Annotated in this window: 23 protein-coding genes; 6 read left to right on the top strand and 17 right to left on the bottom strand. The window is 71.7% G+C overall.

From position 1 onward, the window contains the following. The first annotated feature begins 40 nt into the window (after positions 1-40). Positions 41-964 (top strand): sphingomyelin phosphodiesterase, encoded by a 924-nt coding sequence (gene sph / locus L6E10_RS37105; RefSeq protein ID WP_236224840.1) that lies wholly within the window; start codon positions 41-43, stop codon positions 962-964. On the opposite strand, the gene L6E10_RS37100 is transcribed toward sph, so the two are convergent. The 10 genes from L6E10_RS37100 to L6E10_RS37055 all read right to left on the bottom strand — a co-directional run bounded on the left by L6E10_RS37100 (position 957) and on the right by L6E10_RS37055 (position 13,119). Then, positions 957-3,437, bottom strand: a complete 2,481-nt coding sequence (locus L6E10_RS37100; protein WP_236224839.1) for a DUF6493 family protein — start codon at positions 3,435-3,437, stop codon at positions 957-959. The genes sph and L6E10_RS37100 overlap by 8 nt on opposite strands. Continuing rightward, complete coding sequence (locus L6E10_RS37095; RefSeq protein ID WP_236224838.1) at positions 3,434-4,714, bottom strand: SWIM zinc finger family protein; 1,281 nt, start codon at positions 4,712-4,714, stop codon at positions 3,434-3,436. Before L6E10_RS37095 ends, L6E10_RS37100 begins: the two co-directional genes overlap by 4 nt. Before the next feature lie 44 nt (positions 4,715-4,758). Then, the gene (lysA, locus tag L6E10_RS37090) at positions 4,759-6,072 is read right to left on the bottom strand and encodes a diaminopimelate decarboxylase (RefSeq protein WP_236224837.1); all 1,314 of its coding nucleotides are present in this window, start codon (positions 6,070-6,072) and stop codon (positions 4,759-4,761) included. A gap of 110 nt (positions 6,073-6,182) precedes the next feature. Further along, a complete protein-coding gene (locus L6E10_RS37085; RefSeq protein WP_236224836.1) occupies positions 6,183-7,673 on the bottom strand; it encodes an amidohydrolase family protein in 1,491 nt (496 codons plus the stop codon). Between the two features lie 138 nt (positions 7,674-7,811). After that, positions 7,812-8,489, bottom strand: a complete 678-nt coding sequence (locus L6E10_RS37080) for a response regulator (RefSeq protein WP_236224835.1) — start codon at positions 8,487-8,489, stop codon at positions 7,812-7,814. Positions 8,490-8,714: 225 nt separating this feature from the next. Continuing rightward, positions 8,715-9,272: a potassium-transporting ATPase subunit C gene (locus L6E10_RS37075; protein ID WP_236224834.1), complete on the bottom strand. Its 558-nt coding sequence runs from the start codon at positions 9,270-9,272 to the stop codon at positions 8,715-8,717. Between the two features lie 4 nt (positions 9,273-9,276). Next, positions 9,277-11,268: a potassium-transporting ATPase subunit KdpB gene (gene kdpB / locus L6E10_RS37070; RefSeq protein WP_374237600.1), complete on the bottom strand. Its 1,992-nt coding sequence runs from the start codon at positions 11,266-11,268 to the stop codon at positions 9,277-9,279. Beyond that, positions 11,265-12,887: a potassium-transporting ATPase subunit KdpA gene (kdpA, locus tag L6E10_RS37065; protein ID WP_236224833.1), complete on the bottom strand. Its 1,623-nt coding sequence runs from the start codon at positions 12,885-12,887 to the stop codon at positions 11,265-11,267. Before kdpA ends, kdpB begins: the two co-directional genes overlap by 4 nt. Further along, entirely contained in the window at positions 12,887-12,985 is a 99-nt protein-coding gene (gene kdpF / locus L6E10_RS37060) for a K(+)-transporting ATPase subunit F (RefSeq protein ID WP_236224832.1), read from the bottom strand. The genes kdpA and kdpF overlap by 1 nt, the downstream gene beginning before the upstream one ends. Then, complete coding sequence (locus L6E10_RS37055; RefSeq protein WP_236224831.1) at positions 12,982-13,119, bottom strand: hypothetical protein; 138 nt, start codon at positions 13,117-13,119, stop codon at positions 12,982-12,984. Before L6E10_RS37055 ends, kdpF begins: the two co-directional genes overlap by 4 nt. A 362-nt stretch (positions 13,120-13,481) precedes the next feature. Here L6E10_RS37055 and L6E10_RS37050 point away from each other — a divergent pair, with 362 nt between their 5' ends. Beyond that, positions 13,482-14,195 carry a hypothetical protein gene (locus L6E10_RS37050; RefSeq protein ID WP_236224830.1) on the top strand — a complete coding sequence of 238 codons (714 nt, stop codon included), beginning with the start codon at positions 13,482-13,484 and terminating at the stop codon, positions 14,193-14,195. 285 nt (positions 14,196-14,480) lie between these two features. Here the strand turns inward: L6E10_RS37050 and L6E10_RS37045 are convergent, their stop codons facing one another. Both L6E10_RS37045 and L6E10_RS37040 read right to left on the bottom strand, forming a co-directional pair. Continuing rightward, entirely contained in the window at positions 14,481-15,584 is a 1,104-nt protein-coding gene (locus tag L6E10_RS37045; RefSeq protein ID WP_236224829.1) for a winged helix DNA-binding domain-containing protein, read from the bottom strand. 16 nt (positions 15,585-15,600) lie between these two features. Next, on the bottom strand, positions 15,601-17,577 hold the full coding sequence (locus L6E10_RS37040; RefSeq protein ID WP_236224828.1) for an MMPL family transporter: 1,977 nt from the start codon (positions 17,575-17,577) through the stop codon (positions 15,601-15,603). 55 nt (positions 17,578-17,632) lie between these two features. On the opposite strand from L6E10_RS37040, the gene L6E10_RS37035 reads away from it, so the two are divergent. Then, on the top strand, positions 17,633-18,085 hold the full coding sequence (locus L6E10_RS37035) for a MarR family winged helix-turn-helix transcriptional regulator (protein WP_236224827.1): 453 nt from the start codon (positions 17,633-17,635) through the stop codon (positions 18,083-18,085). Between the two features lie 144 nt (positions 18,086-18,229). Here L6E10_RS37035 and L6E10_RS37030 read toward each other — a convergent pair whose 3' ends face one another. After that, positions 18,230-18,817 carry a maleylpyruvate isomerase family mycothiol-dependent enzyme gene (locus L6E10_RS37030; protein ID WP_236224826.1) on the bottom strand — a complete coding sequence of 196 codons (588 nt, stop codon included), beginning with the start codon at positions 18,815-18,817 and terminating at the stop codon, positions 18,230-18,232. 55 nt (positions 18,818-18,872) lie between these two features. On the opposite strand from L6E10_RS37030, the gene L6E10_RS37025 reads away from it, so the two are divergent. Genes L6E10_RS37025 through L6E10_RS37015 form a run of 3 tightly spaced genes read left to right on the top strand, consistent with a single transcriptional unit; the run spans position 18,873 to position 20,339 of the window. Next, positions 18,873-19,811, top strand: coding sequence for an RNA polymerase subunit sigma-70 (locus L6E10_RS37025; protein ID WP_236224825.1), 939 nt, complete (start codon positions 18,873-18,875; stop codon positions 19,809-19,811). Between the two features lie 9 nt (positions 19,812-19,820). Continuing rightward, positions 19,821-20,174 (top strand): VOC family protein, encoded by a 354-nt coding sequence (locus tag L6E10_RS37020; RefSeq protein WP_236224824.1) that lies wholly within the window; start codon positions 19,821-19,823, stop codon positions 20,172-20,174. 9 nt (positions 20,175-20,183) lie between these two features. After that, entirely contained in the window at positions 20,184-20,339 is a 156-nt protein-coding gene (locus tag L6E10_RS37015; protein WP_236224823.1) for a hypothetical protein, read from the top strand. Between the two features lie 139 nt (positions 20,340-20,478). Here the strand turns inward: L6E10_RS37015 and L6E10_RS37010 are convergent, their stop codons facing one another. The 4 genes from L6E10_RS37010 to L6E10_RS37000 form a co-directional block, all read right to left on the bottom strand. Next, the gene (locus L6E10_RS37010) at positions 20,479-21,066 is read right to left on the bottom strand and encodes a DUF3995 domain-containing protein (protein WP_236224822.1); all 588 of its coding nucleotides are present in this window, start codon (positions 21,064-21,066) and stop codon (positions 20,479-20,481) included. Then, a complete protein-coding gene (locus tag L6E10_RS37005; RefSeq protein WP_236224821.1) occupies positions 21,053-21,508 on the bottom strand; it encodes a hypothetical protein in 456 nt (151 codons plus the stop codon). The genes L6E10_RS37010 and L6E10_RS37005 overlap by 14 nt, the downstream gene beginning before the upstream one ends. 56 nt (positions 21,509-21,564) lie before the next feature. Further along, positions 21,565-21,897 (bottom strand): DUF418 domain-containing protein, encoded by a 333-nt coding sequence (locus tag L6E10_RS41335; protein ID WP_374237603.1) that lies wholly within the window; start codon positions 21,895-21,897, stop codon positions 21,565-21,567. Positions 21,898-22,118: 221 nt separating this feature from the next. Further along, complete coding sequence (locus tag L6E10_RS37000) at positions 22,119-22,655, bottom strand: hypothetical protein (protein ID WP_236224820.1); 537 nt, start codon at positions 22,653-22,655, stop codon at positions 22,119-22,121. Between the last annotated feature and the right edge of the window lie 105 nt (positions 22,656-22,760).

The raw sequence follows: 22,760 nt of genomic DNA, 5'->3' as shown, positions 1-22,760 counted from the left end.
CGGTTGTGAAAGAGTTTCACGTCCTCCACCATCGGGCCTCATGCGCCTGATCACGCTCGCCGCCGCCGTCGTGCTCACGATCTCCGCCGCCCCCGCGGTCGCGGCCCCGGCCGCCCCGAGGATCGCCACCTACAACGTGTTCATGCTGTCGCGGAACCTCTACCCGAACTGGGGCCAGGTCCAGCGGGCCGACCTCGTCGACAGCACCGGCGTGCTGGACGGCCAGGACGTCGTGGTGCTCAACGAGGTCTTCGACAACACCGCGTCCGACCGGCTCCTCGCGAACCTGCGCGACACCTACCCCCACCAGACGCCGGTGCTCGGCCGCGGCCGCGCCGGGTGGGACGTCACGAGCGGCCGGTACAGCGACGCGACGCCGGAGGACGGCGGGGTCGCCGTGCTGAGCCGGTGGCCGATCAGCACGCGGATCCAGCACGTCTACCGCGACGGCTGCGGTGCGGACTGGTTGTCCGCCAAGGGGTTCGCGTACGTGCGGGTCGAGGCGCCGTCCGGGCCGCTGCACGTGATCGGCACGCACATGCAGGCCGAGGACTCGGCGTGCACGAGTGCGCCGGGTGGCTACCGGGCGAAGCAGCGCGCCGAGATCAGGGCGTTCCTCACGGCGCGCAACATCCCCGCGTCCGAGCCCGTCTACGTGGCCGGCGACCTGAACGTGGCCGGGGCGAGCGCCGAGTTCCCGCGCATGGTCGCGGACCTGGGCGCGCGGACCCCCGAGATGGGCGGGCACCCGTTCTCGTGGGACTGCGCGGACAACAGCGTCTGCCGCGACCAGTACGGGCCGGAGTACGCGTCCGAGCAGCTCGACTACGTGCTGACGGTGCAGGGTCCCTTGCTGCGCAACGAGACCCGGCGCGTGAAGAGTCCTGAGTGGTCGATCTGGTCGTGGGGGCGCAAGTACACCTACAACGACCTGTCCGACCACTACCCGGTCTTCGCTAGCTGAGCGCGGCGGCCAGCCTCCTCGCCTGCACGACGGTCTTGCTGGTCCCCCCGCGCGCGGCCACGTCCGCGAGTCCGTCGACGTCGCCGCCGGGGCGGAGCCGCTGGGCCAGCTCCACCGCGAGCTCGACGACGTCGGCGGCCCTGCCGTGCGTCCACAGGCGCGGCAGCAGTGCGGTCAGGGCGTCCCAGATCTGCTGTGCCGCACCGGAACGGGCGGCGTCGCGCAGGCCGGGCACGACCCGGTTCAGCACGACGTCACCGCGGCCGAGCACCCGGCCGAGCAGGTCGCCGAGCACCCCGCCGTCGAGCTGCCCGCGCGCCGCGAGCACCAGGAGCACGTCCACGGCGCAGGCGCGGTTGACGGTCAGTTCGGCGCCGAGGCCGTAGACCAGGGCGAGGTGCAGGGCGGGACCGGCCGGGCCGTGGGCCTCGGCGAGCATCGGCAGCAGTGGGCCGTCGCCGCCCTTGGACGCCGTGCGCGCCCTCAGGTGCGGGACGAGGTGCGCGGCGACGACCTCGCGCCGGGTGGGTAGCAGGGACGGCCACCACTCGATCATCCAGCGCCACTCGCCGTGGTGGCGCAGAACGTTTTCCGGCTCTTCCAGGCCGGGGACCACCACGGCGTACAGACCGGTGTCCTCGGGCGGGGTGCGCCAGCTGCCGGAGTACGTGAAGGTCCGCTCGGCGAGGGCGATCTCGGGGTCGGTCCTCGACGCGAGCCAGCCGCGGACCTGGACGGCCGGCCTGCCGGTCAGCGCCGAGAACGGCTCGGGGCCGGTGTCGCGGGGCAGGCGCGCGACGGCCTGCCGCAGGTCGCGCTGCCACGGTTCCCAGCCCTGCGCCTCCGCGCGCGCCAGGCGCTCGGCGAGCACGGCGGGATCGATGAGCCCGGACATCTCGGTGGGAGTGGAGACCAGGGCGGGCTTCGGCAGGTGGACGAGACCCTTCGCGATCTCGTGCAGCCGCTTCGCGAGCCCGTCCGCCACCGTCCCGCCGCCGGGCTCGGCCGTCCGGTTGCGGGCGAAGTCCACCTCGGAGCTCACCTGCTGCTCGAGCGGCTTCGGCTTGCGGCGGGCGGCGATGATGACGTTGACGAACTCCGACCACGGGTCGTGGTCGGAGTCGGGGTGCTTGTCGCGGTAGTCGAACCACGGGTTCTTGTCGCACAACGGCTGGATCGCCGCGGAGAGCGCCTCCCTGTCCTGCCAGGCGAACCGGACGAGCGCCTCGATGATCCGTTCCGCCGCGGACGGTGCGAGGTGCTGCGCGGTGCGGCCGAACGCGGCCATCAGCTCGCCGGTCAGCTCGTCGAGCGTGGCGATCGGCTCGGGGAACGGGGCCGGCACGAACGGCACGAGCTCCACGGCCTCCTCCTGCGCGGTGGTGCCGCCGAGCTGTGCCGCGAGGTCTCCCGGCAGCTGCTCGGCCAGGGCCCTGACCTCGGCGCGGGTGGCCTCGCTGACGGAGTCCAGGTGCTTCACGACCAGCTTGACGGCCTGGCCGCTCAGGTCGGTGGACTCGTGGCCGAACAGCTCCGCCGCGGTCAGCACCACCTCGTCCGGGTTCTTCCCCGCGTGCTTGCCGAGCCACGTGAGCTGGGAGCGGACCAGCTTCTTCTCGGTGCGGCCGAACACCCACCGGCTCGCCTCGCACAGCAGGCCGAAGTCGAGCCGCCCCGCGTCGTCCAGCCGCTTGAGCTGGTGCTGCGCGAGAGCGGCCGCGGTCGACCGCGAGTCCGGCAGCACGGCCACGTAGTCGCGCACGTGCGCCGCCACCTCGTCCACCGTGACGTCCAGGGCCTCGTGCAGGGCGAGGAACCCGTCCACCTCGCCAGGCGCCCCGCCCTGCTGCAACCGGGCCAGGCAGCCGTCGAGGAGCACCTCCCGGCCGGCGCGCCGCAGGAAGTGGGCCGTCCACGTCCGCCGCGCGCTGCCCAGGACCGCGCCGCTGCCGACCGCCGCCAGCATCTTCGGGATCAACGCGTCGAAGGCGGGGTTCCAGTGGTCGAGCGCGTCGGAGTCCATGAGGTGCAACAGGAACCCGTCGGTGTCCGGCGGGGTGTCGCCGCAGAACTCGACGATGATCGCCAGGAGGTCCCGGCGCCAGCGCTCGCGCGACGGCATCCTCGCGGCGAGCCTCGCCAGCAGGTCCGGCATCCACGGCGGGTTCCGGTGCCGGAGCACGTCGAGGAGCACCCGCATCCCGGGGTCCCCGCCGGGCCGGTGGTGCAGCCAGATCCGGTGGCGCACCAGCCACGGCGCGAGCGCCGACGCGCCGGGCAGCAGGCCCGCGCCCGCGATCGCGAGCGTCTCCGCGTCCTGCCAGCGCCGGTCTCCGGCGCGGTGGGCCCGCTCGTAGGGGACCAGCTCTTTCGCGTACGCCTTGCGTTCCTCGGGCGTGACGGCCTTGAGCAGCTCGCCGAGCGCGACCGCCCCGCCGGACTCGACGAGCGCCCGGATCCTGTCGAACGTCACGCCCGTCCCCTGACCACGTCCGCCGCCAGCACGTGCTTGCACTTGCCCCGGCCGCCGCGGTACTCCGCCCACCACCGGCAGGTGCACGCCTCGCCGTTGACGCGGTGCGAACCGACCACCGCGGTGTCGCCGTCCCAGCTGACCGCGTTCTGCGCGACGAGCGCCTTCGCGTTGCGCAGCCTCGGGTTCATGGCCTCGACGTCGATGCCGCCGTAGGGCAGCTCGCGGTGGAAGTACGACGCCTCGGCGAGGTCGTAGCCCACCCGCCCGGCGGTGCCGAGCTGCGCCAGCGCGTCCCCGACCCGGGCCGGGGTGAGCCCGGAGCGGTCGGCGAGGTCCGCGACGTCCACGCGGGGCTCGAAGTCGAGCAGCGCGCCGACGAGCTCGGCGTCGGTGTCGGCGTCCCCCGCCGCGAGTCCGTCGAGGACCGCGCCCTCACCGGACAGCCCGCGCGCCACCTCGGGCGAGAGGACGAGCGTCAGGCGTTGCGCGCCGAGGTCGACCTCCCAGCCGCTCGCGACGGGCAGGCCGGTGGCGGGCGGGCCGTAGAGGCGGACGGCTTTCGCGAAGCGCAGCAACGGGATCAGCGTCTCGAGGCGGTTCGGGCCCGCGAGGCACACGGCGCCGGCCGAGGCGGTTCCGCTGAGCCGGACCGACTTCCCGGACGGCACCGCCCACACGGCCGCCCGCCCCTTGGGCAGCGTCTTGAGGAACCGCTGGGCGTCCACCGGGGACAGTTCGGCCTTGAGGTCGAACTTCGACGTGAGCACCTGGGTTTCCGCGAAACCGCGCAGCCAGCGCGGCGGCAGCGGCACCTTCTTCTCCACGACGGCGCCGTCGAGCGTGCCGACCTCGACCTGATCAGGCCCGACCGTCAGGTGCAGCGGGTCGCCCTTGGTCACGCGGGCGAGGGCGCGCCGCAGCGGCTCGTTGACGTCGACGTTCGTGGTGCCGCGGTCGTGCACCTCGCCGTCGAGCGCGTCGTCGAGGACGTCCAAGCGCGCGTAGACACCGCAGCAGCCCGAGAACGACTCGAAGCGCAGCCGGTCGCCGTTGCACGTGACGACCGGGTCGCGCAGCCGTTCGCCGGTGGGCTGGAAGTAGCGGGTGCCCGCGATCTTCGCGATGGCGAGCAACGCCGTGGCGGCCTGCTGCGAGTCGGCGAGGAACCCGGTGAAGAAACGCGGGTTCGGCGCCCTGCCGCCGGAGGTCTGCAGTCCGAGGGCGCGCCGCGTCTCGTCGAGCCGCGAGTCGGCCACGTAGGCGTACGAGTGCATCGCGCCACTCTAGGGAACAGGCGTTCGACCGCACCGCTGATCGATCAAACGTACCGGCGCAGCAGGTCCTCCTCGGTCTCGCGGCGCACGACCGGCCGCGCCACCCCGCCCGCGACGGCGACGACCGGCGGACGGCACACCTGGTTGTAGTTCGAGGCCAGCGCGTGGTGGTAGGCGCCCGTGACGGGCACGGCCAGCAGGTCTCCGGCGTGGACGTCGCCGGGCAGCGGCACGTCCTCGGCGAGCACGTCGCCGGCCTCGCAGTGCCTGCCGACGACCGTCACGGGGCTCGGTTTCCCGCCCCGCCCGATCAGCCGGACGGCGTACTGGGCACCGTAGAGGGCGGGACGCGGGTTGTCGCTCATGCCTCCGTCCACGGCGACGAACGTGCGCGTGGCGCCGCGCTTGACGGCGCACACCCGGTAGAGCGTGACGCCGGCGTTCGCGACGATCGACCGTCCCGGCTCGACCAGCAGCCGGGGCACCGGGACGCGGTGCAGCGCGCACTCGTAGTTCAGGGTCCCGCGCACCCGCTGGGCGAAGCCGAAGAGGTCGAACGCCGGCTCCCCCGGCCGGTAGGGCGCGCAGAAGCCGCCGCCCAGGTCGAGCTGGGAGATCCTGGTGCCGCAGGAGGCGATCAGGCCGGCCATCCTGCGCACGGCCTCCTCGTAGCTCGCGACGTGCCGCACCTGCGACCCGATGTGGCAGTGCAGGCCCACGAGGTCCAGCGACGGCTGCTCGACGACCCGCAGCACCGCCTCCAGGGCGGCGCCGGACGCCAGGGAGAAGCCGAACTTCTGGTCCTCCACGCCGGTCGCGATCTTGGTGTGCGTGTGCGCGTCGACGCCGGGCGTCACACGAACCATGACCTTCTGGCCGTGTGTCGCCAACGCACCGAGCTGGGCGATCTCGTCGAACGAGTCGACGACGATCCGCGAAACGCCGTACCGCAGGGCGGCCTTGAGGTCCTCGGACGTCTTCACGTTGCCGTGCAGGACGATCCGCTCCGCCGGGAAGCCCGCCGCCCCGGCCAGGGCGAGCTCACCGGCGGAGGACACGTCGAGCGACAGGCCCTCGTCCGCCATCCACCGGTAGACCTCGGGGCAGGGCAACGACTTGCCCGCGAACACCACCTCCGCCCCGGGCAGGGTCTCGCGGAACGCCACGGCCCTGCTGCGGACCGTGCGTTCGTCGAGGACCTGGCACGGCGTGCCGAACCGCGCCGCGAGCCGCGTGACGGGCAGTCCACCGATGAGCAGGTCCCCGCCCGCGACCCTGGTGCCGTCCGGCCAGAGACCGTCCTCCAGGACCGGTTGGCTGGAACATCCGGTGCTGGGCAACAACTCCGCGAGTGTCATGCGTTCAGCACACGCCCGGTGGCCTGTCGCGGACAGGCCCCGGACGGGACCCTGACACGCGCGGGCTCCGCCTTGACGCGATCCTGACGACCGCGGTGGCGGGCGCCACATCAGTGCTCGCAGCAGCCCACAGGTGTCCGCGGAGCGTCGACGGGTTCCTGTGCCGCCGCTTCGATCTCGCGCAGCACCCGCGCCCTGTCGGCCGGTCCGAGGTAGCGGCCACGGGTGACGACGGCGTGGACGCGGCTTGTGTTCGTGATGTCCTGCAACGGGTTCGCGTCCAGCACGACCAGGTCGGCCTGCTTGCCGGGCGTCACGGTGCCGGTCTCGTGGCTCCGTCCGAGGCACCGGGCGGCCTCGCTGGTCGCCGCCCGGAGCGCCGCCATCGGCGACAGGCCCGCCTGGACGAGCAGCGCCAGTTCGTCGTGCAGAGAGAAGCCCGGGAAGACGTAGGCGAACCCCGCGTCGGTGCCCGCGACGACACCGACGCCTGCCTCGTGCATCTGCCCGAGCAGCCGCATCCGCGCGTCGCCGAACTTCCGCAGTTCGGCCACCTCCTCCGGGGTGCGGGGCGGGCGGCCGGACATGATCGCCTGCCACTGCGCGCGCAGGTCGGCCGGGATGTACCGCATCCGTTCCAGCGCCACCGGGTCGCCGGTGATGCTCTCGGGTGACCGGGACATGTTGCGTTCCACGAAGAGCGTCGGCGACTGCCACGTGCCCTGCCGGGCCATGGCGGCGAACAGCTCCCGGGCCCGCGCGGGCGAGTGCGTGGCGACGGCGGCGCGTTCCACGCGGCCCGCGTGACGGCCCCACCAGTTCGGGTCCGCCTGGTCGTCGGGCCTCGCGCGCAGCTCGGCGTACAGGGCGTCGGCGTTGTCCGAAGTGGACGTGAACAGGTTGTAGAGGTGTTCGTGCGTGTGCTGTGCCAAGGCGTCCTGCACCGGGACCCGTGCGGGAACGTGGCCCGCGAACGGGATCCGCACCCGGCGTGCCTCGTCGGCGATGGCGGCGTGGCACTCCGGGGACAGGAACGAGTAGACCTTCACGAAGTCCGCTCCCCCGTCCTTGGCGCGGCGCACGGCGGCGCGGGCCTCGTCCGGGGTGCGCACGACGTCCGAGCCGGGCCAGATGGAGCCGGGACCGTCGACGATCGCGCTGGCGACGACCATGCGCGGACCGAGGACCTCACCGGACTCGATGCGGCGCCGGGTGTCGTGCGTCTCCGGCAGGCCGAACATCTCGCGGACGCCCGTCACGCCTTGGACGACGTGCAACGGCGCGAGGGTGTTCTCGAAGTACGTCGCGTGCGTGTGCAGGTCCCACAAGCCCGGGATCACGTACTTCCCGGCGAGGTCGACCACCCGCGCGCCGCGCGGGACGTCGCGGTGCCGTCCGGCGGCCAGGATCCGGTCGCCGGCCAGCACGATGGTCGCGTCGCGCACGGGTGGCCGCCCGGTGCCGTCGACGAGCGTGGCCCCTCGCAGCACCGTGACGCCGCTCGACGCCTCCGCCGGGTGCCCCACCGCGCCCAGCACGGCGGCTCCGAGCGCGCCCTTTCCGATCCAGGACAACAGGTCCCGGCGTGCCACATCCCCCACTGCTCCACCTCTCCCCCGAAGTTCCTCCACGCTAACGACTCCGGGAAGGGCGGACAGTAGGGCTGGCCCCCGGATCCGCACCGCCGCGCGGCCGGCGAGCACCGGACGGCCCGGCGTCGCGCAGCGGGCCGGCCGGGCTCACAGCTCGAACCGGTAGCCCATCCCCGGCTCCGTGATCAGGTGCCGCGGGTGCGCCGGGTCGTCCTCGAGCTTGCGCCGCAGCTGGGCGAAGTAGACGCGCAGGTACTGCGACTCGTTGACGTGCATCGGCCCCCACACCTCCCGCAGCAACTGCTTCTGCGAGACGAGCCGGCCCGGGTTGCGCGCCAGGACCTCCACCAGGCCCCACTCGGTCGGCGTCAGGTGCACCTCGCGGCCCCCGCGGCGGACCTTCTTCACCGCGAGGTCCACGACGAACGACGACGTCTCGACGACCGGGTCCCCCGCCTCGCGGGCGAGGCCGCGGCGCACGGCGGCGCGCAGCCGTGCCAGCAGCTCGTCCATGCCGAACGGCTTGGTCACGTAGTCGTCGGCGCCCGCGTCCAGGGCCTCGACCTTCGCCGGCGAGTCGGTGCGCGCGGACAGCACGATGATCGGGGTCGTGGACCAGCCGCGCAGGCCCGCGATGACGTCCACGCCGTCGAGGTCGGGCAGGCCGAGGTCGAGCACGACCACGTCCGGTTTGCCCTCGACCGCCACGCCCAGCGCGGACTTGCCGTCGTAGGCCGTCATCACGTCGTAGCCCCGTGCGCTGAGGTTGATCCTCAACGCGCGGACGATCTGCGGTTCGTCGTCGACCACCAGCACGGACGTCATCGTTCCTCCTCGTGAGCGGGCAGTGGGACCACGACGGCGAGCCCGCCGCCCGGTGTGTCCTCAGCGGTGAAGCCTTCGCGGCGCTCAGCTCCGGACCGACGCCGGTGCAGCGGTCCCCGAGCCGCTGGAACGGCGCGAAGACCGACGATCCGCGGAGGCCGCGGTGCCGGGCACGGCGGAGGTTCTGCCGACGCCGGGACCACGACGGCAAAGCAGGTCATCAGCTCACCCCGGCGGCCGTCGACCTCCCTGTTCCGCGGTGGCGCTGTCGAGGGCGCGGTTCAGCGCCGTCACGTTGACGGTGGTGGTGAAGGTGCCGTGGGTGTGGGCAGCGACCAGCTCACGGACCTCCTCCACCGGCAGCCCGGACGCGCGCGCCACGCGGGGCACCTGCAACGCCGCGTACTCCGGGCTGATGTGCGGGTCGAGACCGGACGCGGAGGCCGTCACGGCGTCCTGCGGGACCTGGCTCTCCGGCACGCCTTCGCGGCGCGCGACCTGCGTCCTGCGCTCCGCGACGACCACCGTGTAGTCCTCGTTGATCTCGCTCTTGTTGGAGCCACCGGACGCGGGCGGCGTCGCGGCGGACGGCCTCGGCACGAAGTACCGGTCCCCTTCGCGCACCACGGCCACGAGGTCGGTGTTCTGCGCCTCGGCGTGGGAGTGCAGGCCGGGGAGCCGCGAGACGCCCCACACCGACAACGGGTAGAGCACGCCGAGGAGCACCGTGAGGGCGAGCAGGATCCGCAGGCCCGCCCACAACTGCTTGAGGAAGTTGTCCATCGGTTCAGCCGATCCCGGGGATGAGTCGCACGAACTGGTCGATCAGCCAGATCCCGGCGAACGGCGTCACGACGCCACCCAGGCCGTAGATCAGCAGGTTGCGCCGCAGCAGCGCGGAGGCGCTGGAAGGCCGGTACCGCACCCCTCGCAGCGCCAGCGGGATCAGCGCCACGATCACCAGCGCGTTGAAGATCACCGCCGACAGGATCGCGGACCGCGGCGTCGCGAGGTGCATGACGTCGAGCCGGCCGAGCGCCGGGTAGATCGCCGCGAACATGGCCGGCAGGATCGCGAAGTACTTCGCGAGGTCGTTGGCCACGGAGAACGTCGTCAGCGCGCCGCGGGTGATCAGCAGCTGCTTGCCGATCTCCACGATCTCGATGAGCTTGGTCGGGTCCGAGTCGAGGTCGACCATGTTGCCGGCCTCCTTCGCGGCGGACGTGCCGGTGTTCATCGCGACGCCGACGTCGGACTGGGCCAGCGCGGGCGCGTCGTTCGTGCCGTCACCGGTCATCGCGACGAGCCGCCCGCCCTCCTGCTCCTTGCGGATCAGGGCCATCTTGTCCTCGGGCTTGGCCTCCGCGAGGAAGTCGTCCACCCCCGCCTCCGCGGCGATGGCCTGAGCGGTCAACGGGTTGTCGCCGGTGACCATGACCGTGCGGATGCCCATCGCGCGCAGCTCGGCGAAGCGTTCCCTCATGCCGGGCTTCACCACGTCGGACAGCCGGATGACGCCGAGGACGCGACCGTTCTCCGCCACGACGAGCGGGGTGCCGCCCTGCGCGCTGATCCCGTCCACGACCTCGCGGGCCTGGTAGGTCAGCTCGAACGCGGACGCGGCGCCCTTGCGGACCACCCGGCCGTCGAGGTCGATGCCGGACATGCGGGTCTGCGCGGTGAACGGCACGAACTCGCCGGTCTTCTCGTGCTCGTCCGCGGGCTCACCGCCCGCGAGTTCGAGGATGCTGCGGCCCTCGGGGGTGTCGTCGGCGAGACTCGCGAGCCGTGCCGCCGCCACCAGCGTCTCGTGGGAGGTCGTGCCGAGCGGGATGAACTCGGTCGCGCGCCGGTTGCCCCACGTGATCGTTCCGGTCTTGTCGAGCAGCAGCGTGTCGACGTCGCCGGCAGCCTCGACGGCCTTGCCGGAGGTGGCGAGCACGTTGCGCTGCACCAGCCGGTCCATGCCGGCGATGCCGATCGCGGACAGCAGCGCGCCGATCGTCGTCGGGATGAGGCAGACCAGCAGCGCGGTGAGCACGACCACCGACTGCTCGCCGCCGGAGTAGACCGCGAACGGCTGCAGCGCCACCACGGCCAGCAGGAAGATGATCGTCAGCGTCGACAGCAGGATCGTCAGCGCGATCTCGTTCGGCGTCTTCTGCCGTTCGGCGCCTTCCACCAACGCGATCATCCGGTCCACGAAGGACTCGCCGGGTCTGGTCGTGATCTTCACGACGATCCGGTCGGACAGCACCGTCGTGCCACCCGTGACGGCGCACCGGTCGCCTCCGGACTCGCGGAGGACGGGCGCGGACTCGCCGGTGATCGCCGACTCGTCGACGGTCGCGATGCCCTCGACGACGTCGCCGTCACCGGGGATCACCTCGCCGGCCTCGACGACCACGAGGTCACCGACCTCCAGCTCGGTGCCGGGCACGACGTCGCCGCTGACGAGCCGGGCGACGGTGTCCTCCTTGGTCTTGCGCAACGAGTCCGCCTGCGCCTTGCCACGTCCCTCCGCGACGGCCTCGGCGAGGTTCGCGAACAGCACGGTGAACCACAGCCAGGCCGCGACGGCGATCGTGAACACGCCCGGCTTGGTCACCGCGAACACGGTGACCAGCGCCGATCCCGCCCAGACGACGAACATGACGGGGCTGCGCAGCTGGTGGCGCGGGTGGAGCTTGCGCACCGCCTCCGGGAGTGCGGCGGCGATGCCCGGCTTGGCAGGGAGCTCGTCCTGCCGCGGGGCCGGTTTCCGGAGCGTGGCGGTCACAGCAGTGCCTCCGCGATGGGGCCGAGGGCAAGAGCGGGAACGAACGTCAGCGCGGCCACCAGGACGATCGCGCCGGTCAGCAGCGTCGCGAAGAGCGGGCCGGTGGTGGGCAGCGTGCCCGCCGTGACCGGCACCTTCCTCTGCGCCGCGAGGGATCCGGCGAGCGCCAGCACCGCGATCATCGGGACGAAGCGGCCGAAGAGCATGCACAGGCCGAGCGAGGACTGGAACCAGTCGCTGGTCGCGGTGATGCCCCCGAACGCGCTTCCGTTGTTGTTGGAAGCCGACGCGTAGGCGTAGAGGATCTCCGACAGACCGTGCTCTCCCGGGTTGTTCAGCGCGGCCGGCGTGCTCGGCAGGACAGCGGCGATGCCGGCGCCGGCCAGCAGCACGGTCGGCATCGCGAGGATCGAGACCGCGGCGGCCGTGACCTCCCTGCGCCCCAGCTTCTTGCCGAGGTACTCGGGCGTGCGGCCGACCATCAGCCCGGCGAGGAACATCGCGATGACCGCCATGACGAGGATGCTGTAGAGACCTGTTCCGACACCGCCGGGCGTCATCTCGCCGAACAGCATGTTCAGCATCGCCGCACCGCCTCCGAGCCCGGTGTAGCTGTCGTGCAGCGAGTTGACCGCGCCGGTCGACGTGCCCGTGGTGGCGTCGGCGAAGATCGCGCTGCCGGGGATGCCGAACCGGAGCTCCTTGCCCTCCAGCGGCCTGACGCCGTTCGCCTCGGCGGCCCAGATCACCGCGAGCATCGCGGACCAGATGACGCCCATGACGCCGAGCAGGACGTGACCCTGCCTGGCGTTGCCGACGAGCCGGCCGAACGTGCGGGTGAGCGCGACCGGGATGACGAGGATCAGGAAGACCTCGACGAGGTTGGTCCACTCGTTCGGGTTCTCGAACGGGTGCGCCGAGTTGGCGTTGAGCACGCCGCCGCCGTTGGTGCCGAGCTCCTTGATGGCCTCCTGACTGGCGACCGGTGCGTTCGCCACCACCTGGCCGTCGACGTCCACTCCGGACTTGAGGCTCATCGTCACGCCGAGAGCGATCAGCACGATGGCGCCGATGAACGCGATGGGCAGCAGGATCCTGACGGTGCCGCGGGTCAGGTCGACCCAGAAGTTGCCGAGCCGGTCCGTCTGGTGCCGCACGAATCCGCGGACCAGCGCGACGGCGACGGCCAGGCCGACCGCCGCGGACACGAAGTTCTGCACGGTCAGGCCGATCATCTGGACCGCGTGGCCCATCACGACCTCCGGCACGTACGACTGCCAGTTGGTGTTGGCCACGAAGCTGATCGCCGTGTTGAACGCCGTGCCGGGACCGACGTTGCCCCGGTCGAAGTCGAACGGCAGCAACGACTGCAGCCGCTGGACCACGTAGAGGAACACGATGCCGGCGAACGAGAAGCCGAGCACGCCGTACGCGTAGGTGCTCCACTTCTGCTCGGCGTCGGGGTTGATCCGCGCGAACCGGTAGACGGCTCGTTCGAGTGCCAAGTGGCCTTTCGCGGTGTAGACGCGGGCCATGTGGTCGCCGAGGGGCCGGTACGCGACCGCGAGGGCCGCGAAGAGGATGCCGACCTGCAGGAGGCCGGCGACGAGAGGTGACATCAGAACTTCTCCGGCCTGACGAGTGCGACGACCAGGTAGACGAGCAGCACGAGCGCGATCACGCCGCCGGCGGCGTTCGCGACGAGTCCGGTGCTCACAACCTCTCCAGTCCACGCACAGTCAGGCCCAGCACGACGAAACTCCCGATCAGCAGCAACGCGTAGGCCAGGTCGGCCATGACGCCGCTCCCTTCAACGACTTGGTGTTCTTGAGGACGCTCGGCAGCGTGCATGACGAAATGCCTGATCAGGGGGTGCCTGACAACGTCCTTACGGGGGCGGGCCCGGCCTTTACGCGTTCTTGAGGCCGGAGAGACGCCGGTCTCATCCGTCAGGGCCCATCGCGGTCACGATGTGTGAAGCCGGCCTGGTAGCGGACGGCGACGTGGGCAAGACGGCGTTCTGGCCGGGAAGGGGGCCACGAGGGGTCCGGGCGGACGTCGCCGGAGGGCTTCTCCCTCGACAGCTCCCACCACGAGCGGTCCCTCTCGTGGGCCACCCGGGACCCCGAGTCGTTGCCGAACGTGATAACGCCTGGTCAGTTCCGGACGACTTACCGACCACAGCGTCCGATCGGCGTAACGAGGAGGTCGCCATGGCGACCACGTTCTGGGCTTGGGTCGTGTCCGCGCTCGTCATCGTGCTGCTCGCGGTGGTGGTCCCCCGCAGTCTCGGCGCGCAGAACGTGCTCCGGGACGGCCGCGGCCGCTACAGCCTGTCGCGCCTGCAGGTGATGATGTGGACGGTCGTGCTGCTGTCGCTGGTCAGCGGGATGGCGTTCGGGCGGTTCGCGGCCGGGCAGGTCGACGTGGCCGGGTTCCAGATCCCCGAGCAGGTCCTCGTGCTGCTCGGCATCTCGCTCGGCTCCGGCGTCGTCGCGGGCGCCATCAAGGTCGTGAAGAGCAGCAGCAGGCCGGACTCGGTCGCGGCCCACCCGATGGGCCACGAGACCGGGCGGTTCTGGGAGATGCTGACCGTCGAGGAGGGCGGGTCGGCGGGCAGGTCGGTCGACCTCGCGAAGTTCCAGAACCTCGTCATCACGGTCCTGCTGGTGCTGACGTACGTGGCGCAGGCCGTCGCGGCGCTCAGGGCCGTCGACAACCCGGCGGGCATCGCCGGGCTGCCCGCGTTCTCCAGCGCGTTCCTCGTGCTGCTCGCCGTGAGCCACGCCGCCTACCTGCTGGGCAAGATCCCGTCGCCCGCCGGGACCCCCGAGGGCGGCACGATGGCCGCGCGGCTCGCCTCCGCTCCGAGGGAGGCGGACATGGCGAACGCCGTTCCCGGCGTGCGGCCCGCGCCATCGGCGTGAACCCGGCCGCGCGGCTGGTCACCGCACGGACGTGCAGGTGCTGGCCCAAGGACTCCGCGACGCGGTGGGCGGCCTCCGGCGTGCGCCTGTCGTGCAGGTCGACGTGGCTCGCGCCGTCGACTCCGTGGATCTCCTCGGGACCGTTCGCTTTCGGACAGGTCTCCGCGGTCATCCACGCGGCGATCCGTCCGACGCCGCTCCGCGTCAGCGCCTCCGCCGAGCGCGGGTGCTCATCGAGGCGTCGCGGGCGGACTCAGCGGACGTCCTTTGTGGACCTTGACGTTTTCACACGACACGAACGTCGTGCGCCGGAAGGCCGTTCCACCACCGTGCGTAGCGGCGGTACACCTGCGGTTCCCTGTCCCCGAGGAGTTTCTTCAGCGCCGCCGCCTCTTCGGCGAGGCCGGTCCAGTCGTCGTCGCTGAGCGCGTGGAACGAGGTCGCTTCGATTCCGCCGTCCTCGGTGGGACGCCAGACGCCGGCGACCCGGCCGTCGACGAGGAGAGTGGGCAGGGTGTCGCCGTTGTTGCGGATGACCACTTTCCGGTAGGGCTCCGGGATCATCCGGGTCCGGTCGGCGTAGGCGAGCAGCGTGCTGTCCCACATCGCCATCAGCCTGGGCGGCGCCGGGGTGTCCTCGTCCGGGACCGTCCGGTCGGGAACGTCGTAATGGCCACCGGACTCGGTGAGGTCGAGCAGTGCCAGCGCTTCGCGGATCGTCGTGCGGGGCAGCATGGTGAACTGGTTCATGTCGGGCACGGTCGCCGGTCCGAAGCCGGTGAGGTAGCGGCGCAGCATCTCGGCCACGCACTCCAGCCGTTCCCGCGCCTGCGTCGTCACGGACCGGTAGGCGGGTCGCAAGCCGAACGACCACGGTCCGCCCGTCGGCGCGTGGACGAGGCCCCCGTAGGTCCGCAGCGCCCACCAGACGCCCGGTTCGCCGACGTCGCCGGCGTGGGAGTGCAGCAGTTCCTCGATCTCGGCCTTCTGCCGCGGGGTCCTCGCGAACTCCAGCAGGTGCCCGAGCAGCGCGTCGGTCTGCTCGACCGTGATGTCCATGCCCTTGAAGCGCTTGTCGTACAGCCGGGAGGCGCGCAACGCGGGCAGCATCGCGTGGTGGAACACCTCGTGGTCGGCGGCGGTGACGGCGTGCAGGGTGATCCGCATCAGCGACGCCTTGCGGACCGCCCCGTTCGTGAACGCCTCGTCCAGGCCCGCCGGGTCGAAGTCCTCGACCCGGTTCCACAGCGCGAGGTACGGCGACGCGGGTTCCTGCGCCTGGATCGCCACGACCCGGTCCACGGCCGTCAGCACGTCCACGGGTTCACGCCTGAGCAGCATCTGCCGGTCGAGGGTGGCGCGGTTGAGCTGACGGGCCGTGTAGGTCATGACCGCCAATCCTGGCTCACCGGAGCTTCGAGGGCCACCAGATCCGGCCACCGATGTCCACCGACAGCGCCGGCACGAGCAACGACCGCACCAGCAGCGTGTCCAGCAGCACGCCGAACGCCACGATGAACGCGATCTGCGTCAGGAACAGGATCGGCAGCACGGCCAGCGCCGCGAACGTCGCCGCGAGCACCACACCGGCCGATGTGATCACGCCACCGGTGAGGCTGAGGCCCCTGATCGTGCCCTCGACCGTGCCGAGCCGCCGGGTCTCCTCGCGGACTCGGGTCATCAGGAAGATGTTGTAGTCGATGCCCAGCGCCACCAGGAACACGAACCCGAACAGCGGCACCACCGGGTCCGAGCCCGGGAAGCCGAGGACGTGGTTGAACACCAGCGCCGACACGCCCATGGTCGCCGCGAACGACAGCACCACCGTCGCGATCAGCAGCAACGGCGCCAGCAAGGACCGGAGCAGCACGGCGAGGATCAGGAAGATCACCACGAGCACGATGGGGATGATCAGCGTCCGGTCGTGCTCGGACGTCGTCCTGGTGTCGAGCAGCGTCGCCGTCGGCCCGCCGACCTTCGCCTCGCCCGTCCCGTGCACGGCGTCGCGGATCCGTTGCACGGTCGCGACCGCCGCGTCGGAGTCGGGCGCGTCCGCGAGCGTGGCCTGGATGCTGACGAGCCCGTCGGCGGTTCCGGCCGGCCGGACCTCGGCGACACCGTCCACCTCGGACTTCCGCAGGACCTCGGCGGCCTCCGCCTCCCGCGCGATGATGATCGTCGGCGACCCGGTGCCGCCGGGGAAGTGCCGCGACAGCACCTCCTGGCCCGCGACGGACTCGACCTCGGTGAGGAACACGTCGGACTGCGCCGTGCCGGACGCCTTGAGCTGCGGCAGGAACGCCGCGCCGACGAGCAGCACGAGCGTCGAGACGACCCAGATCGCCCGGGGCTTGCCGCGCACGAAGTTCGCCGTGCGCCCCCAGAGCCCGCCCGTCTCGGGGTGCTCGGAGCCGAACTTCGGCGCGAACGGCCAGAAGGCGGCCCGTCCGAGCAACGCCAGCACGGCGGGCAGGAACGTCATGGTCGTGATCAGCGCGGCACCGATGCCGATGGCCGCCACCGGTCCGAGGCCCTTGTTCGAGTCGAGGTCGCTGAACAGCAGGCACAGCACGCCGAGGATGACGGTGCCGGCGGACGCGGCGATGGGCTCGATCGTGCCGCGCCAGGCCGCCTTGATGGCGGCGACCCTGTCCTCGCTGTCGCGCAGCTCCTCGCGGAACCTCGACACGAGCAACAGGGCGTAGTCCGTCGCGGCGCCGACCACCAGGATCGACAGGATGCCCTGGCTCTGGCCGTTCAGCGCCAGCACGTCGTTCTTGGCGAGCAGGTAGACCACGAAACTGGCCAGCCCCAGCGCGAACACCGCCGACACCAGCACCACGACCGGCAGGATGGGACTGCGGTAGACGACCAGCAGGATCAGCGCGACCACCGCGGCCGCGACGACCAGCAGCAACCCGTCGATCCCGCCGAAGGCCTCCACGAGGTCCGCGACCTGCGCCGCCGGCCCGGTGACCAGCACCGTCAGCCCCTCGGGCGCACCTCGCGCGCCGTCGCGGAGCTGGGAGACCGAGTCCTTGACGTCCTTGGCCGGATCGAGCAGCACCACGAGCTGCGCGGCCTCGTCGTCGTCGGGCGCCGGGATCACCGGCGACGCCGGGAAGCCCTTGGCCTGCTCGGCGAGGTACTTCCTGTCGTCCTCGGTCAGTCCGCCGGAGCGTTCCACCACGACGATCGCCGGGATGGCCTCCTCGCGCTGGAACTTCTTCTGCAGCTCGGCGACCTGGGTGGACTCGGCGGAGTTGGGCAGGAACGCACTGCTGTCGTTCTCGGCCACCTCCGACAACTTGCCCGCGTACGGGCCGGTGAAGCCGCCCAGGGCCAGCCAGACCACGAGCAGGACGCCGGCGAGGACTCGCATCAGATGTTCCTTCGATCGTCGAACGTTTCGATGGTCGAAACAGTAAGCTGTCCCCGTGAGCGATGCAACCGACTACGACCTGAGCATGATGTTGCGCACGCTGGTGATGGAGTCGAACCGGTTCCTCGAGATCTTCAGCGCCGCTCACGAGTTGCATCCCACCGACATGACAGCGCTGAACCTCATCATGACCACTCCGATGACACCCGGCACGCTGGCGAGGGCGCTGAACCTCAGCGCCTCGGCCACGACGTCCGTCCTCGACCGCCTGGAAAGGGCGGGCCACGTCGTCCGCGACCGCGATCCCGGCGACCGCCGCCGCGTCGAACTGCGGGTGCTCGACACGGCGACGGCGCTGGCGGCCACGTTCTTCCAGCCGCTGGCGCGGGAGTACGCGTCGGCCTGGGCGGGGATGAGCCCGGACGAGCGGGGGGTGGTGGCGAAGTTCCTCGCCTCGACGATCGAGGCGACCTCGCGGGTGCGGGAAGAGGTCAGCGGGACGGGCTGAGCCGCGGCTTCGACCCGCGCTCCCGGCGTTCCGCGGCCGGCTCCCGCACGGGAGGGCGTCCACCACGAGGACACTTTCGCTCCAGCCAGCGGCGGGTGACCGGACCGACGCCGGCCCGGTCACCCTCGACGTCCTGTGCCCCGGCTACCGCTGACCCGGCAGCCGCCGCCCGCACACCAGCAGCAACAGGTTCTGCGCCTCGTCCCTGACCGGCCGCCCCTGTCCGAACGCCCACTCCAGGTCCGTGGCCTCCAGCCGCTTGTCCCGCAGGTCCGCGCCGAAGTACTCGACGTGGGCGGGTTTCATGCCGTCGAGGACCATCCGCAACCGCTCGTGGGGCACCTTGCGGTCCAGGCCGAGCGCCACCGTGATGTCCAGTCCGTGGATCACGTCGTGCGACAGCGCGCCCACCGCGCCTCCGCCGGGCGGCGTCCACGGGTGGTCGACGTTGGCCTTCAGCGTTCGCAGCAGGTCGCCGGTGGACAGTGCCGCCGCGTCCTGGCGGGCCATGCGGTCGGAGGCGTGGTTGAAGCGGCCCGCCGACTTGAGCAGCTCCCACAGCACGCGCCTGCCCGGCGAGCGGTACGGCAGCGTCGTGTGGGCGACGACGTGCTTGACGGTCCAGCCCTCGCAGAGGCTGGGGGCGTTCCACTGGTCCTCGGTCAGGCCGCTGAGGAGTTCGGCCTGTTCACGTCGTTCGGCCGCCACCTCGGCCCGGATGTCCTGCGTCATGGTCGTGTGTACGGATCGTCCGGCCCGGACTCATCGGTCCGCGTAGGGTCGGTGCGTGATCGACGCGCTGGAGCCGTTCCGGATCGAGCTGACCGGCTACTGCTACCGCATGCTCGGCTCGGGCTTCGAGGCCGAGGACGCCGTGCAGGAAACACTCGTGCGCGCATGGAAGGCGTACGACAGCTACGACCCGTCACGCGCGTCGCTGCGCACGTGGCTCTACCGCATCGCCACGAACATCTGCATCGACATGCAACGGTCGGCTCAGCGGCGTGCTCTGGCCGTCGACCTCGGGCCGTCGGGCGGGGAGATCGGCGCTCCCCTGCCCGAACGCCTCTTCGTGCAGCCGGTGCCGGACGCGGTGGTGCTGCCCGAGGACCTGGCGATCCGCCGCGAGACCGTGCGGCTGGCCTTCGTGGCGGCCCTGCAGCACCTGCCGGCCCGGCAGCGCGCGGTGCTGATCCTGCGTGACGTGCTGGCCTGGCAGGCCGCCGAGGTCGCCGCCCTGCTGGACATCTCCGTCGCCGCGGTCAACAGCGCGTTGCAGCGGGCTCGGGCGTCCCTGCGCGACGTCGACCCCGGAGAGCCGCTGGACCCGGCGGATCCTGTGCAGAAGTCGCTGCTCAGCCGGTACTGCGAGGCGTTCGAGCGGCACGACGTGCGGACGTTGGTCGCGTTGCTGCACGAGGACGCCACGATGTCGATGCCGCCGTTCAGCTGGTGGCTGCGCGGGCGTGAGGCGATCTCCCTGGCGTTGAGCGATCCGAACGCCTCGTGCGACGGCGCTTGGCTGGTGCCCGTCGAAGCGAACGGGTCGCCCGCCTACTGGCAGATGCGGCCGGGGATGGAGCAGCCGTTCGGGCTGGTGTTCCTCGACGTGCGGGGCGGGCTGGTGACGGCGACGACGACGTACCTGAACGTCGGCGAGTTGCTGCCGTTGTTCGGCGCACCGATGAGTTCCGGACGGCCGTCCCGTACCACCGTGGACGACTAGGAGGCGTTAATGGGAATCCAGCCCATCATCATCACCCCGGACCTGCCGGCCGTGCAGGCGTTCTACGAGCAGGTCTTCGGCGCGACCGAGGTCTTCCGGTACCCGGAGCAGGGCGAGGTGTTCTACAAGGCCCTGCGGATCGACGAGTCCGAGCTCGGCCTCGTCGCGGAGGACGCCGATCTCTCGGCGACGCCGCGGATCGCGCTGGACATCGCCGTGACCGACGTGGACGCGGTGCTGCCGCTGGTCGAACCCGCGGGCGGGCGGGTGCGGGGACCGGCGAACGACATGCCGTGGGGCCGCCGGGTCGCGCACGTGTTCGACCCCGACGGAAACCCCGTGAACCTCACGCAGCAGCTCTAGAGTGGCCGGATGATCCGGATCGTGCCGTCGGACGAGGTGCCCTGGGAGGACGTCGACGCGGTCTTCGACGGGTCCGAGCCCTCGAAGTGCCGGTGCCGGCGGCACGAGGTCAAGGCCGGCCGGGTCGCGGTGCCGCTACGCGGAGCCGCCCGACACGTGGGGTGAGACCGTCTGGCTCCTCGACCGGCGCCCCGTGCGGGGACGGGGACGGCACCACGCCCGGTGTGGCTCGTCCGACGTGTCGAGGCGCCGACGGAGGCGTGAACGAAGTCCATGGTGGACAGTTCGTGTCTCCGCGCCGCCGCTATCGGTCGATTCCGCGCCGGAGCCGGTGTCGCTCCCCCGGTTCGAGGAGGTCCAGTACGCGCTGCCGGTCCGGAGCACCCGCCGCCCGCGCGCGGCGCGTCCGGCCGAGCCGCCACCCCGCGACCGCCCAGCACCCGCCCCACAGCAGGAAGAACGGCGACCACAGCACCAAGTCCCATCGTGCCAGCATGCGGGCCAGCTCGGCGTGCTCGGCCGGTGGCCGGCGAAGGCCGGTCAGCGTCAGGGTGTCACCGACGATCCCCCAGCCGGCGAAGCCGATCGACCGCGTGATCATGAAGACGGCCAGGGTCCAGCAGATCAGCCGCAGCAGGCGCGGCACCGGCCCGCCGCGGACGGTGGCCAGCGCGACCACGACACCGACGACCGCCGCGCCGGCCAGCACCCAATGGCTGGCCACGAAGAAGGGGTCGCGGGCCAGCAGCCGTTCGCGCAGGTGGGGTGGCAACGGATCCTTGTCCGCCAAAGCGTTGGCGCCCAACGCTTGTGCCAGCTTCATCGAGCCGTAGGCAGCCGCGCACGCCGCCGCGCCGTACCCGGCCCATCGCCCGCGGTCAGGCCGCGACACGGTTCGTCGCCTTCACGTAGGACCGCAGCATCTCCACGCACAGCGCGCCCACCGCGAGCCCCAGGAGGCCGTGGTACCACCGCCAGCCCACCCCCAGCCCGATGAACCCGTCCAGCACCATGATCCCGGCGCCACCCAGGACGGCCAGCGCCATTCCGGTCAGCACCACCAGCATCAGCGGCCGCGGCACCGTGCGCAGCCCCCACTCCGTCACGGTGGCGAGGGCGATCACCGCACCCACCAGGCCCGACGCGGTCGCGAACCACTGGGCGAGCGCGGGATCGAGCAAGTAGGCCTCGGTCTCGGCCTCCGACACGGGTGGGCCACCGGGAAAACCGAGCCGGGACTGCGCGGCGAACACCGCCTTGCCCGCGGCGTAGCCGAGGAACAGCACCGCCAGGGTGTACGCCGGCCAGCGACGCCTGGGACGGGAATCGATCATGGCCTCACGATAGTTTCCCCATCATGAGCACCACGCGGCTTCGGGCGGGTGCCTTCTCAGCTGAGCGGGAGATCATCCGCAGTCCGCTCGCGCGATGCCGTCGCGGTGAACGCTCGGACCAAGCGGGAGACCCGCGCGGGAGCGCTGTTCGGCACAAGCCACCGAAGAGCCGCGCGCCGAGAGAGCCAGTCCAGCGGTCCGTAGCGGGGGCTGCGCAGCCACCGCGCGCTGAGCGCGAGCAGGACCGCGTGGCTGCCGATGACGTCCCGGCGACCGCGCCGCAAGACAGCCGGCCCACCGGACCGACCCGTGTGCGGGGCGAAGACGATGCCCGGGACGACCGAGTGCGGGACGCAGTTCGGCAGCGCGACACGATCCGCCGGGGCGATCGGCCGCGAGGGAACCGAGTCGCCCCAGGACCTGGGAGGCCATCGCTACGCCATCCACCGGATCCCTGGGGCGGGTTTCCCGGTTCCGCCGGCTGGCACGCCGCTGCGAACGCGAAGCCACCCACTTCCTCGGATTCGCCAGCCGGCTTGCGCGGTGATCTGCCACCGCCGCGGCATCGAGCTGGGTTCCCCCACCCACAACGACGCCGGATGAGATGTGGTCAGACAGCCCCGGCCAGATCACGGCGCTCCGGTCGCGCGGCCGGGCGGATCCGGCCCCAGGGCTTGAACACCGACAGGAAGTAGGCGAACAGCAGCAACGTCGGCGCCACCACGACCGGGTGCGCCAGGCCGGACGGCAGCACCGCGGACGGGTCGCCCGCCAGCATCCGCTCGCCGATCCGCGCCGCCTCCGCCACGCCCGGCCGCAGCGCGAAGGCGATCAGCAGCGACATGCCGACGTTCAGGAACAGCTTGAGAGCGACCCACCAGTACCGCACGAGCCCGTACTTGCTGCCCAGACCGAGGACGACGCCGGAGGTCATGCACACGGCGCTGGCCCCGAACATCGGCCAGATCGCGAAGAGGTCCACGGCCCCGACGGCGATGCCCGCCACCGCGGTGTCCTCAGTGGACAGCGCGACGACGACGAGGATCCCGAACGCGAGGTCGATGCCGAGCCACGCCGCCGCCGACAGGACGTGCACGAGCAGCACCGCCTTGCGGGCCCGGCCACTGAGCTTGCGGGGGGAAGTCATCGCGGTGCGCTCCTTCTCTCGTGGTGTCGCGTCCTACTCTCGCCACCACGAGCGTCCGCATCATCCGCTCACGCAAGGATCCCGCGTACGTCAGTCTGCGTACGG

Origin of the sequence: Lentzea sp. CC55 (assembly GCF_021056325.1) — a bacterium.
Lineage (GTDB): Bacteria > Actinomycetota > Actinomycetes > Mycobacteriales > Pseudonocardiaceae > Lentzea > Lentzea jiangxiensis.
This window is presented reverse-complemented; position numbering and strand designations above follow the sequence as displayed.